Below are 16,184 nucleotides of genomic sequence, written 5' to 3'. Positions count from 1 at the left end.
AGGATCAGCGCAGGTGGTCGGCGAGCTCCCGGACGATCCCGTCCGCGAGCAGACGGCCGCGCAGCGTGAGGTGGATCCGCCCCGTGCGGACGGTCTCGGCGCCCAGCAGGCCCTCGGCGAGGAGACGCGCGATGACGGGTCTGGCGGAGTCCGCGAGCCGCGCAAGCGGGTACTCGCCGTCGACGCGGAGCGCGAGCATGATCTCCTCGAGCGCCCGCGTGTCCGCATCGAGGACCTCGCGGCCGACCGCGGGTGAGGCCTCCTGCTCGAGCCGGCCGGCCCAGGCCCGCGGATGCTTGGCGTTCCACCAGCGGACTCCGCCGATGTGCGAGTGCGCCCCGGGTCCGTATCCCCACCAGTCCGCTCCCCGCCAGTAGGCGAGGTTGTGGCGGCACCGGCTCCCGGGAGCGGTCGCGAAGTTGCTCACCTCGTACCACTGCAGGCCCGCCTCGCCGAGCAGCGCATCGGCGAGCTCGTACTTGTCCGCGAGGTCGTCCTCGGCCGGCATCGGCAGCTCCCCGCGGCGCACCTGCGCACCCATCCGGGTGCCCGGCTCCACGATGAGGGAGTACGCGGACACGTGGTCGGGCCGGTGCGCGAGCACCGCCTCCAGGCTCGTGCGCCAGTCGGCGAGGCTCTCCCCCGGCGTGCCGTAGATGAGGTCCAGGCTCACCTGCAGGCCGGCCTCCTTCGCCGCGGCGACGACGCCGCCGATCCGGGCGGGGTCGTGTGTGCGGTCGAGCACGTCCAGGACGTGCGGGACCGCTGACTGCATGCCGAGCGAGACCCGGGTGAAGCCCGCGGACCGCAGGGTGCGGAAGTACGCGGCGTCGACGGAATCGGGGTTGGCCTCGGTCGTGACCTCGGCGTCCGCGGCGAGCCCGAAGCCCGCGCGGAGGTCTTCGAGGACGCCGGCCAGGGTCTCCGCCGGCAGCAGAGTGGGCGTGCCGCCGCCGAAGAACACCGTGTCGAACGGCCGGGAAGCCAGCGCCGTGTCCGCGAGCACGCGCCGCGAGAGCGCGATCTCCCGGCCGAGCTGCTCCCGGTAGTCCTCCCGGTTGGCCCCGGGGCCCAGCTCCTCGGCCGTGTATGTGTTGAAATCGCAGTACCCGCACCGCACACGGCAGTACGGCACGTGGACGTAGGCGCTGAACGTCTCCGCCCCCGCCCGCGCCGCCGCTTCCTCGGGCAGGGCGCCTGTGCGGGGCGCCGGCCCGCCCTCGGGCTGGGCGGGCACCCCTACTTCTTCTCCGCTTTGCCGTCGTCGGAGGACAGCGCGGCGATGAATGCCTCCTGCGGCACCTCGACGCTGCCGACCATCTTCATGCGCTTCTTGCCCTCCTTCTGCTTCTCGAGCAGCTTGCGCTTGCGGCTGATGTCGCCGCCGTAGCACTTCGAGAGGACGTCCTTGCGGATCGCGCGGATGGTCTCGCGGGCGATGATGCGCGAGCCGACGGCGGCCTGCACCGGCACCTCGAACTGCTGGCGCGGGATGAGCTCCTTGAGCTTGCCCGCCATCGAGACGCCGTAGGAGTAGGCCTTGTCCTTGTGGACGACGGCGGAGAAGGCGTCCACCTGGTCGCCCTGGAGCAGGATGTCGACCTTGACGAGCGCCGAGGCGTCCTCTCCGTCCTCCGCGTAGTCGAGCGAGGCATAGCCCTTGGTCCGGGACTTGAGCTGGTCGAAGAAGTCGAAGACGATCTCCGCCAGCGGCAGGCGGTAGCGCAGCTCCACCCGGTCCTCGGAGAGGTAGTCCATGCCCTGCATCTGCCCGCGCTTGGACTGGCACAGCTCCATGACGGCGCCCACGTAGTCCGAGGGCGTGAGGACGGTGGCGCGCACCATCGGCTCGTAGACGTGGGCGACCTTGCCCTCCGGGTACTCGGAGGGATTGGTCACGATGTGCTCGCTGCCGTCCTCCATGACGACGCGGTAGACCACCGAGGGCGCGGTGGAGATGAGCGAGAGGTCGAACTCGCGTTCGAGGCGGTCGCGGGTGATCTCGAGGTGGAGGAGGCCGAGGAAGCCGCAGCGGAAGCCGAAGCCGAGCGCGACCGAGGTCTCCGGCTCGTACACGAGTGCGGCGTCGTTGAGCTTGAGCTTGTCGAGGGCGTCGCGCAGCGCGGGGTAATCGGAGCCGTCGATGGGGAAGAGCCCGGAGAAGACCATCGGCTTGGGCTCCGAATAGCCGGCGACGGGCTCCTCGGCGGGCCTGCGCGCGCTCGTGACGGTGTCGCCCACCTTGGACTGGCGCACGTCCTTCACACCCGTGATGAGGTAGCCCACCTCCCCCACGCCCAGACCCTTCGAGGGCACGGGCTCGGGTGAGGAGACGCCGATCTCGAGGAGGTCGTGCGTCGTCCCGGTCGAGAGCATCTCGATGCGCTCGCGGGACCGGAGCATGCCGTCGACCACGCGGACATAGGTGACGACCCCGCGGTAGGTGTCGTAGACCGAGTCGAAGATCATGGCGCGCGAGGGCGCGTCCGGATCCCCGACGGGCGGGTTGATCTCCGTGACGATGCGGTCGAGCACCGCCTCCACGCCCTCACCGGTCTTGCCGGAGACCCGCAGCACGTCCTCGGGCTCCGCGCCGATGAGGTTGGCGAGCTCCTCCGCGTACTTCTCCGGCTGTGCGGCCGGGAGGTCGATCTTGTTGAGCACGGGGATGATCGTGAGGTCGTTCTCGAGTGCGAGGTAGAGGTTCGCGAGCGTCTGCGCCTCGATCCCCTGCGCCGCATCGACGAGCAGCAGAGTGCCCTCGCAGGCCGCCAGCGAGCGGGAGACCTCGTAGGTGAAGTCCACGTGGCCGGGGGTGTCGATCATGTTCAGCGCGTGCGGCGTGCCGTCGACCTCCCACGGCATGCGCACGGCCTGCGATTTGATGGTGATGCCGCGTTCGCGCTCGATGTCCATCCGGTCGAGGTACTGCGCGCGCATGTCCCGCGGCTTCACCGCGCCCGTGATCTGCAGCATCCGGTCGGCCAGCGTGGACTTGCCGTGGTCGATGTGCGCGATGATGCAGAAGTTGCGGATCAGCGCGGGATCCGTGCCGGCCACGTCGATGCGCTTGAGGGCCTCGGCGCTCACCTGGGGGCTCATGGGTGTGTGGTCGTCCTTTCACTCGAACCCGGACATTGTCCCACACGTCCCATACGCTGGGGGCCGTGAGCCTCCTCCCCGCACGCGGGCCCGTGCTGTCCGCGATGAGCGCCAACCTCCGGTACCCGGCCTCCGACGGCCGCCCCTGGCCCGCGCGCATGGCCGCCTGGGGCCAGCTCATCACCTCCGAGGCGCCGCATGTCATCGGCACGCAGGAGGGCGAGCTCGAGCAGCTCGAGGCCCTCATCAGCCGACTGCCCGCTCGCTACGTGTGGACCGGCGAGGGGCGCGAGGGCGGCAACGCCGGGGAGTTCACCGCGGTCGTCTTCGACTCGCAGCGGCTCGATGCGGAGTCCGTCGAGGTGTCCTGGATCTCCGCGGACCCGGAGGCCCCCGGCTCGCGCGCGCCGGGGGCCGCGCACCCGCGCACGCTCACCCGGATCGACTTCCGCGACCGGGTGGCCGGCGCGCGCCTCCGCCTGCTCAACACGCACCTCGACCACCGCTCGGAGGCCGCCCGGCCGCTCGCGGTGGGGATGCTGCTCGAGGCGGCCCGGGAGGGACTGGCCGCGGGCGCCGAGGTGCTCGTCACGGGCGACTTCAACGTCTCGCAGGAGCACGAGGTCCACGCCGCGCTCACCGGGCCGGACAGCCCGCTCTCGGATGCCGTCGTCTCGGTCCGGCACACCCCCGGCGCACCGGCCCTCAACCTCGACGCGGACACCTTCCACCGCTACCGGGGTCTGCGGCGCGGCGGCACGCGCATCGACTGGGTGCTGCACTCGGCGGGCCTGCGGTGCACGGGGGCGGCGGTCAACCCCGCCGCCCCCGGCGGCACGCTGCCGAGCGACCACTTCCCCGTGCAGGCGCTCTTCTCCTGGCAGGAGCGAGCACACGAGGAGCCGGCGCAGGAGGATCAGTAGGCTGGGACGCATGGATCTCAGGAAGCTCGGCCGCAGGGCCCTGCGCGCAGGCGTGAAGCAGGGCATCGGCTACATGAAGCGCTCGGGACGCGACACCACGGTCCTCCGCATGGTCGACGGAATGCTCTCCGGCACGGACGGACGGCCCGAGGAGCGCGCGCCCCGCGGCACAGGCACGAGGGACGGCGCAGGCACGAGGGGCAGGAACAGGGGCAAGAGCGAGGGGGACGGGGGCGCAGGCGGCGGACGCGCCCGCAGCACCCGGCCGTCCGGCAGCCGTCAGCCCGGCAGCGGGGCACAGGCGCGCGAGGGCCTCGCGCATGCCCGGGAGGCGGCGCGGCCGCGGCCGGCGCAGGGCTTCCCCAAGCGGCCCGATGCCGGCTATCCCGGTGACTACACCGGCGCCGTGAAGCCCGTCTACGCCCCCGATCTCGACGGCGAGGCCGATCCCGGCGAGATCGTGTGGGCCTGGGTGCCCTTCGAGGAGGACCACAGCCGCGGCAAGGACCGCCCCGTGCTCGTGATCGGCCATGACGGGCGCTGGCTGCTGGGCCTCATGCTCTCGAGCCGCGACCATGTGCCCGGCTCTCCGGGCGAGGTGCACATCGACGGCAGCGCCCGCTGGATCAACATCGGCACGGGCGACTGGGACTCCCGCCGCCGGCCCTCGGAGATCAGGCTCGACCGGGTCATCCGGATCGCACCGGGGGCCGTGCGCCGCGAGGGCGCGATCATGCCGATGGAGCAGTTCGCGAAGGTCGTCGAATCCGTGTAGGCTTGTGCGCTGTACGTCCGCCGAGGTGTGTGTCTCACCAGTGGTCGGGCGGACGTCGCCTCCTCCGGACTGCGCTCGCGTGTTTCCCCGCGCGGGTGCTCGCGCTCCGGGCGAGGAGCCCTCACGACCATTTCTCACCTCACACGAAAGAGTGCTGACGTTGGCAAACATCAAGTCGCAGAAGAAGCGCATCCTCACGAACGAGAAGGCGCGTCTCCGCAACAAGGCCGTCCGCAGCGAGGTCCGCTCCGCCATCCGCACGGTGCGCGAGCGCATCGCCGCGGGTGACGCCGAGCAGGCCGCCACCGCTCTCCGGCATGCCTCGCGCAAGCTGGACAAGGCCGTGTCCAAGGGCGTTCTGCACAGGAACAACGCCGCCAACCGCAAGTCGAGCCTCGCGAAGCAGGTCAACGCCCTCTGATCCTCTCAGCAGAGCAGATCCGCTCGCAGGCCGCCTGCGTGGCGTGAGCCAAGGGCCGGTCCCCTCCCGGGGGCCGGCCCTTGGTCCATTCACGGGCAGGGGCCCTTCACCGCACGCGCGACTGCTCCGCGACGAAGGCCACGAGGCGCTCAGCCGCGTACTCGGGGTCCCGGCCCCCTCCCTTGACGGCCTCATCGGCTTCCGCCGCGGCGAGGATCGCGCGGCCGAGGGCGACCTCGTTCCACGAGCGCATCTCCCGCTTGGCGCGATCCACCTGCCACGGGGCCATGCCGAGCTCGGCGGCCAGCGCACCGGAGGAGCCGGGCAGGCCCTGCACCTTTGCGAGCCCCCGCAGCTTCGCAGCGACCGCGGCGACGACGGGCACCGGGTCCGCGCCGGTCGCCAGCGCATGGCGCAGCAGCGCGAGGGCCTCCCCCGCGCGTCCTGCGGCAGCGGCGTCCGCGACCTTGAAGCCGGTCGCCTCCACCCGGCCGCCGTAGTACCGGTCGACCGTCGCCGCGTCGACGGGTCCCTCGGTGTCCGCGAGCAGCTGGCGCACGCCGGCGTCGAGTTCCGACAGGTCCGAGCCCAGCGCATTCATGAGTGCCGCGAGGCCGTCGGCCGTGATCTCCCGCTTGGCGCGGGAGAAGGAGTCCTGGGCATATCGCTGGCGGTCCGCCTCGCTCTTGAGGACGGCGGTGTCGACGGTGGGCGCATCGGCGGCGGCGAGCGCCTTGAGCAGCTTCGCCCCGCGGTTGCCGCCCCGGTGCTCGAGCACGACGACGACATCGGGATTGGGATCCGCGGCATAGGCGAGCGCATCCGCGAGGAAGGCGTCGGACATGGACTGCAGGTCGCTCACGAGCACGAGGCCGTGCGCGGAGAACAGCGAGGGCGCGGCCGCCCCGGGCAGGGCGCCGGGCTCGTACGAGGCCGCCGAGAGGCGGACGGGCTCGATGTCCGGGTGCTTGCGCCTGACCGCGGTGACGATGCGCGTGCGCGCATTGCGCAGCAGGACGTCCTCGCCCCCCGAGAGGAGGACGAGCGGCGCGGGCGCCGCCCTGTGCCAGGGGACCGTCTTCTTCTTCGCTGCCGCCATGCGCACCAGCCTATCGCCCGCAGCCGGCGTGCTCCGTCCGTGCGCCCCCGTCGCGGATGAGCGCGATCGAACCACACAGGTCCGTGCGGAGGACGGGGGCGGGGCCGAAGGCCGCGAGCGCTTCGCGGGTGGGGTGGCCGTACCCGTTGTCCGCACCCACGGAGACGGCGCCGAGGCGCGGACGGGCCGCGGCGTGCAGGGCCGGTGACATGTCCCCGCTGCCGTGGTGCGGCGCGAGCAGGAGGTCCACGGGAGGTGCTGCGGCCAGGACGGGGGCCAGCAGCACCGACTGCGTGAGTCCGATGTCGCCGGGCAGAAGCACGGTGAGGCCATCGGCCTCGGTGCGCAGGACGAGCGAGTGTCCGTTCCCGTCCGCGTGCGCCGCGGGAGCGGGCGGGGGCCAGAGCGCGCAGGCGCGCACACCGGGCGGCAGCGCGCCGGCGGGCAGGCAGGCGCCGGCCTCCGCCGGGACGAGCGCCGGCGTCCGGGTGCTGCCCGCGAGGACCGTCCGGCGCGCCGCTGCCGCCTCGGGACTCGCGCCCAGCGCCGCGGGATAGGCGAGCGCCGTGATCTCCGCGGCCGCGACCGCGGCGTCGAGCGCGCCCACGTGATCGCGGTCGAAGTGCGAGAGCGCGAGGGTGAGCCGGGTGATGCCGCTGCCGCGCAGGCAGGCCTCGAGCGCGGCGGGGTCGTCGCCGGTGTCGACGAGCAGCGCGTGCTCCGCGGAGGTCTCGGCGGAGCGGATGAGCGCGGCAGAGCCCTGCCCCACATCGCAGACGAGAGCCGACCAGTCCCCGCGCCCGGGCGTCCCCGCCCCGGGGCCGAGGAGGCCGCCCGCCGCGATCCCGCACGCGGCCGCAGCACTCAGCAGGCGCGGTCCGCCCCGCGCGAGAAGGGTAAGCCCCGCACACGCCGCCAGGAGGCAGGCGAGCACGATCCCGCCCGGACCCTCGGGCCAGGCCAGCGCGGCACCGGGCAGGCCGGCGCAGATGCGGCCGACCGCGGCGATCCACCAGGCGCACAGCGCGCCGAGGCTGCCGCACAGTGCCGCCGGGCCGCTGAGCCCGCAGGCCTCGAGCGCCATCGCTGCGAGACCGGCGACCGTCGCCGGTGCGACGGCAGGACCCGCCGCGAGGTTCGCCGGCACCGCCCATGGGCTCAGCTGGGGTGCGAGGACGATGAGCAGCGGCGTGCACATGAGCTGCGCCGCGGCCGGCAGGGCGAGGGCGGCCGCGAGCAGCCGGGGCACGCGCCGGTCGGTCAGCAGCCGTGTGAGCGGGGGTGCGAGCAGCACGAGGCCCGCCGTCGCGGCGACGGAGAGCGCGAAGCCGATCTCTCCGGCGAGGTGCGGCATCCCGATGAGGAGGAGCGCGACGGCCGAGGCGAGGACGGCGGTCGTGGGCGTGCCCGCGGGCCGCAGGAGACCGATCCCCACGAGCACCGCCATCGCCGCGGCCCGGGTGACGCTGGGCTCGGGGCCGACGACGAAGACGTAGGCGGCCGTCACCCCGGCGGCAGGCAGGAGGCGCAGGGGCCAGGACGCGGTCAGGTGCGAGGCGAGCACGAGCACCGTCCCGGCGACGATGAGGATGTTCGCACCGGAGACGGCGGTGAGGTGCGAGAGCGAGACGGTGCGCATGTCCTGCTCCAGCCGGTCGCCGACCCGCGAGGTGTCCCCGATGACGAGCCCCGGCAGGAGGTCCGCGCCGGCATGGCCGCCCGCCGAGGCCCGGGTGAGGCCTGCGCGCACCTCGGTCCGTGCCTCCCACAGGGGGCCGGGCGCCTCGGCGATGCGCAGCTCGCGGACTCCCGCCGCGTCCTCGGCGAACCAGTCGAGCCGCGCCCGGACCACGGTGCCGGCAGGCGGCAGCGGCTCCTCGGCCAGCAGCGTCGCCCGCCCGAACTCCCCCTCGGCGACCGCCCGCCAGCGGCCCGAGGGCGTCTCCTGGGACTCGCCGATGAGCGAGGCCGTCGCCGATGCCTGCCGCGGCGCCTCCGCCGCCCGGGCCGCATGGGCGCCCGCGAGCAGTCCGGCGAGACCCGCCAACAGCGCGATGCCGGCGAGCGCGGCGATGACGCCGGAGGCCCCTGTGGCGGAGACCCTCCTCCACCTGAGCAGTGCGAGCGCACCGCCTGCCAGGAGGAGACCGCACACGAGCAGGACCGGCCATGCGCCTCGGGTGCCCGCCCCCGTCCAGGCCGCAGCCGCCGCCCCCGCGGTGCGCAGAGTCCCGACCCGTGCCGTCAGCAGGGCGGCTGCGCGCCTCCCGAGCTCAGACCGCGACGAGGTCACGCAGCCTCCCCAGAGTCGCCTCGCCGATCCCGGAGACCTCGATGAGCTCCTCGACGGAGGCGAAGCCGCCGTGCGCCTCCCGGTGGTCGATGATCGCCTGCGCCGTCACCGGGCCGACGCCCGGCAGCGTCTCGAGTGCGGCGCTGTCGGCGGTGTTGAGGTCGACGCGCGCTCCTGCCCCGTCGTGCCGCGCCGCCGCACCCGTGTCCCCTCCGCCCTCGCCGACCCCCTCGGCCCCGGCCTCGAACGCTCCGTCGGCGACCTCCTCGGCCGTGGGGACGCGCACCTGCTCCCCGTCGGCGAGCGGGCGGGCGAGGTTGAGCGCGGCCGGTGCGGCGTCCGGGAGGGTGCCGCCGGCGGCCTCGAGCGCATCGGCGAGCCGCGCGCCCCCGGGCAGCTCCACGACGCCCTCCTCTGCCACCGCACCCACGACGTGCACGAGCACGGGCTCGTCGCCTGCCGCCTCCTCCGGCGCTCCGCCCGCGTCCGCACCGCCGGACTCCGCCGCCTCCCAGGCCTCGCCCGCCGACGCGGCGGCGATGTGCTCCTCCCCTCTCCCGGGGCGCAGCTCCGGGACGAGGGCGAGGACGGCGGCGCCGGCGAGGCCGAGCCCCACGAGCACGAGGACGAGCGCGGTGCTCGGCCGCAGGCGGCGCCCGTCCGGTTCGCCCGCATCCCGTTCGTCCTCGTCGGGCTCTGCGAGGGCAGGGAGCCCGGGCGCGGCACCCGGGCTCCAGCCGCGCTCGCTGCCGGCTGCCAGCAGGGCGGAGAAGCGTTCGGCGGGTGAAGGGCTCATGCCCTCGAGGATGCGCCGCCCGAGTCTCGGACGCGAGGGGCCGGGGCGGTCTGTGGAGAGCCCGCGCGTCGTCCCCAGCCCGCTGTGCGCAGCCTCAGCCTCCGCCGGGCCCGGCCTGTGACCCCGGGTGCGTCACTGCTGAGCTCGGACGACGAGCCCGACCGCTCCCGGACCCACATGGGCCGTGAGCACCGCCGAGAGCACTCCGGTCCGCAGTCCCCAGCCGTGCGTGCGCGCGGTCTCCTCCAGCAGGGCCAGGAGATCACGGCTCGACTGCGGTGCCGCCGCCATCTCCCCCTCCGGCACGAGGAGCACCAGCTCGCACCGATCCGCGAGACCCGAGGCGAACTCCTCTGCGCGCTCGCTCATCCTCTGGTGGGCCTTCCTCACGGTGCGCACGCGTGCGGAGGAGTCGACCACGCCGTCGGCGAGGGTGAGGACGGGGACGATCGCGAGCGCACGGCCCACGAGCGAAGCCGCACGCCCGATCCGCCCCCCGCGCTGCAGATATGTGAGGGTGGCGGGACAGAACAGGGCGAGGGTCTCCTCCCGCAGGTAGTCCTCCGCCGCCGCGCTCAGCTCTGCGGGCCCGCGACCGGCGGCCGCACCCTCGGCGATGAGCAGCGCAGCACCTCCCACGGCAGCGGAGGCAGTGCGCGAGTCGATGACCGTGACGGGGACGGCGGCGTCCTCGGCCCCGGCCTGCGCGGCGGCGCACGTCCCGGAGAGCGCCCCGGAGAGCGTGAGGACGACGATGTGCTCCGCGCCCCGCTCGGCGAGACCGGAGAACGCGGCGGCGAAGTCCGCCGCCGCGGGCATGGAGGTGCTCACGGAGCTGCCGGACTCCATCGCCTCGCACAGCCTCTCCGGCGGCAGCTGCCCGTCCGGGACGGGCTCGTCGTCGACGAGGACGGTCAGCGGCACGACGGCGAGGAGGCCGCCGAGTCCGGCCTCGACCCGTTCGCGCTCGTCCGGGTTGAGCAGCGCCGTCGAGTCAAGCACGAGCCCGATCCGGCCCGCGGCGGGCTCCTCACCGGGGCGCCTCCGGGCTTCGTCCGCTGCCGGGGATGCTGGCATCGCTTGGGTGCTCCTCGTGTCGGGTACGGCCCCGCGTGCCGTGGGCACGCGACGCGCGGGCTCTGCGAACCTTAAGACTAGGCCACACGGCGCGCGGGTACCCTGAGGTGCGTGAAGCGATTCGGCGATTTCCTGGTCAACACCCCCCTCGCCCTCGTGGCGGGCTGCGGCACGGCGCTCTTCGCCGTGCTCGGCCTCGTCCCGGCGCTGCGCGAAGCGGCGTGGATCCTCCTCCTGGGCGCCTGCGTGCTCATGGGCCTCGCGGTGGCGGGCTGGGCACGGACCTGGACGCTCCTGCAGCGCCGGATCGACGTCCTCGCGGACCAGGCCGCCGCGGTGCACGACGCCTACGCCCCCGTGGCGCTCTCGCAGACGCCGCAGGAGCAGGACGCCGAGGCCGATGCCCGCACCGCCGCCGACATCCTCGCGACCTTCCCCGAGGACAGCGGCATCGTCCGCCGCCTGCGCATCGAGGCCGAGGTGACGGAGTTCCCCTCCGAGCTCACGGCTCCGGTGCGCGCGTTCCTCGACGGTCACCTCCACACGAGCTTCGAGGACCCCTATGCGCACCGCGCCTTCATGGACCTCTACCGGAGCGCCAAGGCGCTCTCGGCGTGGATCGAGGAGGAGACGGAGACGTTCGACGGCAGGCGCAGCGTGGTGTCCGGCGACCGCCGCGAGGGCGGCTGGCAGTCGTTCGCCGAGGCCAAGCGCGCCGGGGAGGCCTGCGCCGATGCCTTCCTCCGGCACCGTGCGGAGTTCGCCCGCACCGTGCTCGTGAGCCGCATCATCGACCCCCAGGACGCCCCCGGGGAATGAGGGGCCGTCCCCGCCGCTGGGAGCAGCTCACGGCCGTCGCCCTGGGCGGCGCGCTCGGCACGCTCGGCCGGGCGGCCCTCACGGACTCCCCGGCCGGGCCGGGAGCTGCGGACCCGTGGAGCGCTCTCCTCGCGTTGATGGCGGCGAACGTCCTCGGCACTCTCGCACTCGCAGCACTCACCTCGGCGCTGCTCGCCTCCACCGGCCGCTGGAGCCGGCTCGCCGCACTGGCCGCGGGCACGGGCGCGTGCGGCGCGCTGACCACGTACTCCGGTCTCGTGCTCGACGCAGTGCGGCTCTCCCCCGGCGGGCTGTCCCAGCCGAGCCTCGCACCGCTCCTCGTCCTGCTCGCCTGCGCGGTCGCAGGCGTCCTCGCCGCGGCGGGCGGCTGGCTCCTCGGCTCTCTGCTGCGTCCACCGCCCGGGACGCGATCCGGCGAGACCGGGGGCCCGGAATGATCTGGGCGGGCCTCGCGCTCGCAGGTGCGCTGGGAGCCGTGGCGCGCTGGCTGCTCGACACCTGGGTGAGCGCGCGGCTGGGCCGCGGACTCCCCTGGGGCGTGCTGACGGTCAATGTCCTCGGCTGCCTGCTGCTGGGCCTCGTCACGGGCGCGCTCCCGGCACCCGCGAGCCCCGCCCAGGCGGCAGCCGCACAGCTCGCGGCGACGGGCTTCCTCGGCGCGTTCACGACGTTCTCGACCGTCTTCGTCGATGCCCTCCGGCTCGCCGCGGACGGCCGCCGCCTGCGCGCGGCCGCCTACCTCGGCCTCACCCTCGTCCTCGGCCTCCTCGCGCTCTGGGCCGGGTTGTTCCTCGCCGGCTGAGGGCCCTGGACGGAGCACCCTGAGCCCGGCGCCGGTTCAGCGCCACCAGGCGTCGTCGGGGCCCGGGGGCGTGCGCCGCTTGTGCTCCGTCGTGCGGTAGCGGCGCACGAGGCGCTCGGCCGCCTCCTCGCTCGCTCCCGCCTGATCCGCCCCTCCCGCGGGCAGAGCCTCGCCCGTGAGCAGGGCGTCGATCTCCCGGTAGGCGAGCCCCAGCGAGGACTCGTCCGTCTGCCCCGGCTCCTCGTCGAGGAGATCGGCGGTCGGCGCCTTCTCCCACAGCCGGCTCGGCGCTCCCAGCTCGGCGAGGAGGGCCGCGCCCTGCCCCTTCGTGAGACCGGCCAGCGGCACGAGGTCCGCCCCGCCGTCGCCGAACTTCGTGAAGAAGCCGGTCACGGCCTCGGCCGCGTGGTCTGTGCCCACCACGAGACAGCCCCGGTCGCCGGCGATCGCGTACTGCGCGATCATGCGCATGCGGGCCTTGACATTGCCGCGGTGGAAGTCCGGCAGGCCCGCTCCGCTCGCACCGCCGCCGGTCACGGCGTCGTGCGTCGCGACGAGGGCGTCGACCGCCGGGCGCACGTCGAAGTCGACCGTCTCGTCGGGACCGATGAACTCGAGCGCGAGGCGCGCATCGGCGGCATCCGCCTGCTCGCCGTACGGCAGCCGGACCGCGATGAACACCGCGTCCTCCCCCGCCGCACGCATCCGCTCCGCCGCGAGCTGGCACAGCCTGCCCGCGAGGCTCGAGTCCTGGCCGCCCGAGATGCCGAGGACGAAGCCCCGCGCCCCCGCGCGCCGGCAGTACTCGGCGAGGAAGGCCGTCCTGCGCTCGATCTCTGCGGTCGGGTCGATCGAGGACCGCACTCCCAGTGCGGCGCGGACGGCGGCGAGGCTCTCGGGGAGGGAGAAGGGGGTTTCGCTCATGCCTTCAGCCTACGCTCCGGCATGTTGCGGCCAGGTGACACAGGCCTCCGGCGCGAGCCCGCGCCGCCGCGCTCAGGCGTCCGGGACGATGTTCACGAGCTTGGGCGCGCGCACGATCACCTTGCGCACTCCGGCCCCGTTCAGCGCCCGCTGCGCGCCCGGCGCCTCGAGCGCCAGCCGTTCGAGCTCATCGGCGCCGATGGCGGGATCGACCTCGAGCCGCGCACGCACCTTCCCCTTGACCTGGACGACCGCCGTGACGGTCTCCGCGACGAGGTGCGCGGGATCCGCCTCGGGGAAGGGCGCGTACGTGATGGTCTCGGCGTGCCCGAGGCGCTCCCAGATCTCCTCGGCCAGGTGCGGTGCCAGCGGGGAGAGCATGACGGCGAGCGGCTCGATGACCTCGCGCGGGGACGTGCCGGACTTCGTGAGGTGGTTGGTGAGCTCGATGAGCTTCGCGACGACGGTGTTGAACCGGAAGTGGTCCATGTCCTCGCGCACACCGGCGATCGTGCGGTGCAGGACGCGCAGCGTCTCCCGGTCCGCGGCCTCGTCCGTGACGGTGAGGTGCCCCGTGCCCTCGTCGACCACGAGCCGCCACACGCGCTGCAGGAAGCGCTGGGCGCCCACGACCGCGCGCGTCTCCCAGGCCCGCGAGACCTCGATGGGCCCCATCGACATCTCGTACACGCGGAAGGTGTCCGCCCCGAACTCCTCGTACATCTGGTCCGGGGTGACCATGTTCTTCAGGGACTTGCCCATCTTGCCGTACTCGCGGGCGACCTCCGCCTCGCCGTGCCACCACGTGGAGTTCCCCGCCGCGTCCACGCGCTCCTCGACCTCCTCCGCCGGCACATAGGCGCCGCGGGAGTCCGTGAAGGCGTAGGCCTGGACGTAGCCCTGATTGATGAGCCGGTGGAAGGGCTCGAAGCTGGAGACATGGCCCAGGTCGTAGAGGACCTTGTGCCAGAAGCGGGCGTAGAGGAGATGCAGGACGGCGTGCTCGACGCCGCCCACGTACAGGTCCGCACCGCCCGAGGCCTTGGCCTCCGTGGGCCCGAGCCAGTACGCCTCGTTCTCCGCCCCGACCGGCGCCTCCGCATTGTGCGGATCCGCATAGCGCAGCTGGTACCAGGAGGAGCCCGCCCAGTTGGGCATCGTGTTCGTCTCCCGCGTGTACTCGCGGGGGCCGTCGCCGAGGTCGAGGGTGACCCGCACCCAGTCCTCGTTGCGGCCCAGCGGCGGCTCCGGCTCGCTCGTGACGTCGTTCGCGTCGAAGGTCCGCGGCGAGAAGTCGCTCACCTCGGGCAGGTCCACCGGCAGCTGCGACTCCGGCAGCGCGTGCGGTGTGCCGTGCTCGTCGTAGACGATGGGGAAGGGCTCGCCCCAGTAGCGCTGGCGGGAGAACAGCCAGTCGCGCAGGCGGTACTGGACGGTCGCCTCGGCCACGCCCCGCGCCTCGAGCCACGCGAGCATCGCCGCGGTGGCCTCGGCCACCTCCATGCCGTCCAGGTCGATCTCCGCATTGGCGGAGTTGATCTTCGCGCCCTCGCCCGTGTAGACGGCGTCCTCGTCGTGGTCGGCCGGCGGCTGGACGGTGCGGACATAGGGCAGCCCGTAGGCCTTCGCGAAGTCCCAGTCGCGCGAGTCCTCACCCGGCACGCCCATGACCGCACCGGTGCCGTAGCCCATGAGCACGTAGTCGGCGACGAACACCGGCAGGGACTCTCCCGTCGCGGGGTTCGCGGCATAGGAGCCGGTGAAGACGCCGGTCTTGTTGCGGTCCTCCTGCCGCTCGGCCGGGGTCTTGGCGGCGGCCGCGGCCCGGTAGGCGGCGACGGCCTCGCCGGGCGTGTCCGCACCGCCGCGCCAGTGCGCGGGCACGGAATCGCTCCAGGACTCGGCCGTGAGCGCCTCGACCAGCGGGTGCTCGGGCGAGAGCACGAGGTACGTGGTCCCGAAGATCGTGTCCGCGCGCGTCGTGTAGACCGTGACGGTGTGCTCGCCGCCCTCGATCCCGAAGGTGATGTGCGCACCCGTGGAGCGGCCGATCCAGTTGCGCTGCATCTGCTTGACCGCCTCGGGCCACTCGACGTGGTCGAGGTCGTCGGCCAGCCGGTCCGCATACGCCGTGATGCGCATGTTCCACTGCTTGAGCTCGCGCGTGTAGACGGGGAAGTTGCCGCGCTCGGAGCGGCCCTCCGGCGTCACCTCCTCGTTCGCCAGCACCGTGCCGAGGCCGGGACACCAGTTCACCGGGGACTTCGAGACGTACGCGAGCCGGTGGCGCTGGAGGACCTCCTCGCGCTCGGCCGCGCTCAGCTCGCCCCAGGCGCGCCCGGTCCCCGTCTCGCGACCGGCCTCGAACTGGGCGACGAGCTCGGAGACGGGGCGCGCGGCGCCGCGGCCGCCGGCGGCCTCCGGGTCGTACCAGCTGTCGAAGATCTGCAGGAAGATCCACTGGGTCCACTTGACGAACTCGGGGTCCGTCGTGGAGAACGTGCGGTTCTCGTCGTGCCCCAGGCCCAGGCGGCTCAGCTGCCTGCGCATGTTCGCGATGTTCTCCTCCGTCGTCACCCGCGGGTGCTGTCCGGTCTGGACGGCGTACTGCTCGGCCGGCAGGCCGAAGGAGTCGTAGCCGAGCGCGTGCATGACGTTGCGCCCCTGCATGCGCTGGTAGCGGGCGTACACGTCCGTGGCCAGGTAGCCGAGCGGGTGGCCCACGTGCAGGCCCCTGCCCGAGGGGTAGGGGAACATGTCCATGAGGTAGACGTGCTCACGGCCGGCGGCGCGCACGCCGCTGGGAACCTCGGCGAGATCGCCCGCGGGATTGGGGGCGGCGAAGGTCTGCTGCTCGTGCCAGACGCGCTGCCACTTCTCCTCGATCCGGCCCGCGAGCGCGGCATCGTACCTGTGGCCGGAGGAGCCGGGCTGATCGGGTGTGGCGCTCATGGAGGTGCGCATCCTTTCGACGGTGTGGGCGGGCCCTCGCGGGGCGGGCAATCCCCCAATACTAAACCCGAGCCCATCGCCGCGACCGGCGGGTTTCGCCGCCGGCCCTACGGCCCAGTAGGATCGTGTCAGAGCCCACACCAGCCTGCCGCTCCCGCCCGGCGGACGAGGCGGTTTCGA

Annotated in this window: 14 protein-coding genes; 6 read left to right on the top strand and 8 right to left on the bottom strand. The window is 73.6% G+C overall.

Annotation, left to right across the window (positions count from 1 at the left end; genetic code table 11):
• Positions 1 to 4: 4 nt before the first annotated feature.
• Positions 5 to 1,237, bottom strand: a complete 1,233-nt coding sequence (gene hemW, locus K318_RS0107710; protein ID WP_029089063.1) for a radical SAM family heme chaperone HemW — start codon at positions 1,235 to 1,237, stop codon at positions 5 to 7.
• A 2-nt stretch (positions 1,238 to 1,239) separates the two neighbouring features.
• Positions 1,240 to 3,102, bottom strand: coding sequence for a translation elongation factor 4 (lepA, locus tag K318_RS0107705; RefSeq protein ID WP_051297698.1), 1,863 nt, complete (start codon positions 3,100 to 3,102; stop codon positions 1,240 to 1,242).
• Positions 3,103 to 3,167: 65 nt separating this feature from the next.
• Between lepA and K318_RS20245 the strand changes: the two genes are divergently transcribed.
• The 3 genes from K318_RS20245 to rpsT all read left to right on the top strand — a co-directional run bounded on the left by K318_RS20245 (position 3,168) and on the right by rpsT (position 5,221).
• Positions 3,168 to 4,025, top strand: a complete 858-nt coding sequence (locus tag K318_RS20245; RefSeq protein ID WP_051297697.1) for an endonuclease/exonuclease/phosphatase family protein — start codon at positions 3,168 to 3,170, stop codon at positions 4,023 to 4,025.
• Positions 4,026 to 4,035: 10 nt separating this feature from the next.
• Positions 4,036 to 4,800 carry a type II toxin-antitoxin system PemK/MazF family toxin gene (locus K318_RS25815; RefSeq protein WP_029089061.1) on the top strand — a complete coding sequence of 255 codons (765 nt, stop codon included), beginning with the start codon at positions 4,036 to 4,038 and terminating at the stop codon, positions 4,798 to 4,800.
• A gap of 160 nt (positions 4,801 to 4,960) precedes the next feature.
• Entirely contained in the window at positions 4,961 to 5,221 is a 261-nt protein-coding gene (rpsT, locus tag K318_RS0107690; protein ID WP_029089060.1) for a 30S ribosomal protein S20, read from the top strand.
• Positions 5,222 to 5,327: 106 nt separating this feature from the next.
• Here the strand turns inward: rpsT and holA are convergent, their stop codons facing one another.
• From holA to K318_RS20230, 4 genes are all read right to left on the bottom strand, one after another.
• Complete coding sequence (gene holA / locus K318_RS0107685) at positions 5,328 to 6,320, bottom strand: DNA polymerase III subunit delta (protein ID WP_029089059.1); 993 nt, start codon at positions 6,318 to 6,320, stop codon at positions 5,328 to 5,330.
• A gap of 10 nt (positions 6,321 to 6,330) precedes the next feature.
• Positions 6,331 to 8,613: a ComEC/Rec2 family competence protein gene (locus K318_RS20240; RefSeq protein ID WP_051297696.1), complete on the bottom strand. Its 2,283-nt coding sequence runs from the start codon at positions 8,611 to 8,613 to the stop codon at positions 6,331 to 6,333.
• A complete protein-coding gene (locus tag K318_RS25530; RefSeq protein WP_051297695.1) occupies positions 8,594 to 9,409 on the bottom strand; it encodes a ComEA family DNA-binding protein in 816 nt (271 codons plus the stop codon). Before K318_RS25530 ends, K318_RS20240 begins: the two co-directional genes overlap by 20 nt.
• Before the next feature lie 132 nt (positions 9,410 to 9,541).
• Positions 9,542 to 10,486 carry a DegV family protein gene (locus K318_RS20230; RefSeq protein WP_051297694.1) on the bottom strand — a complete coding sequence of 315 codons (945 nt, stop codon included), beginning with the start codon at positions 10,484 to 10,486 and terminating at the stop codon, positions 9,542 to 9,544.
• Between the two features lie 111 nt (positions 10,487 to 10,597).
• Between K318_RS20230 and K318_RS0107665 the strand changes: the two genes are divergently transcribed.
• The 3 genes from K318_RS0107665 to K318_RS0107655 are packed head-to-tail and all read left to right on the top strand — an operon-like array spanning position 10,598 to position 12,128.
• On the top strand, positions 10,598 to 11,305 hold the full coding sequence (locus K318_RS0107665) for a hypothetical protein (RefSeq protein WP_029089058.1): 708 nt from the start codon (positions 10,598 to 10,600) through the stop codon (positions 11,303 to 11,305).
• On the top strand, positions 11,302 to 11,763 hold the full coding sequence (locus K318_RS23615; RefSeq protein WP_051297693.1) for a CrcB family protein: 462 nt from the start codon (positions 11,302 to 11,304) through the stop codon (positions 11,761 to 11,763). Before K318_RS0107665 ends, K318_RS23615 begins: the two co-directional genes overlap by 4 nt.
• Positions 11,760 to 12,128, top strand: a complete 369-nt coding sequence (locus tag K318_RS0107655) for a fluoride efflux transporter FluC (protein ID WP_029089057.1) — start codon at positions 11,760 to 11,762, stop codon at positions 12,126 to 12,128. The genes K318_RS23615 and K318_RS0107655 overlap by 4 nt, the downstream gene beginning before the upstream one ends.
• Before the next feature lie 36 nt (positions 12,129 to 12,164).
• On the opposite strand, the gene nadE is transcribed toward K318_RS0107655, so the two are convergent.
• Both nadE and leuS read right to left on the bottom strand, forming a co-directional pair.
• Positions 12,165 to 13,052 carry an ammonia-dependent NAD(+) synthetase gene (gene nadE / locus K318_RS0107650; protein ID WP_051297692.1) on the bottom strand — a complete coding sequence of 296 codons (888 nt, stop codon included), beginning with the start codon at positions 13,050 to 13,052 and terminating at the stop codon, positions 12,165 to 12,167.
• Between the two features lie 72 nt (positions 13,053 to 13,124).
• Positions 13,125 to 16,004: a leucine--tRNA ligase gene (leuS, locus tag K318_RS0107645; protein ID WP_029089055.1), complete on the bottom strand. Its 2,880-nt coding sequence runs from the start codon at positions 16,002 to 16,004 to the stop codon at positions 13,125 to 13,127.
• Positions 16,005 to 16,184 lie beyond the last annotated feature (180 nt).

It is taken from the genome of Brevibacterium album DSM 18261, assembly GCF_000426445.1.
GTDB lineage: Bacteria > Actinomycetota > Actinomycetes > Actinomycetales > Brevibacteriaceae > Brevibacterium > Brevibacterium album.
This window is presented reverse-complemented; position numbering and strand designations above follow the sequence as displayed.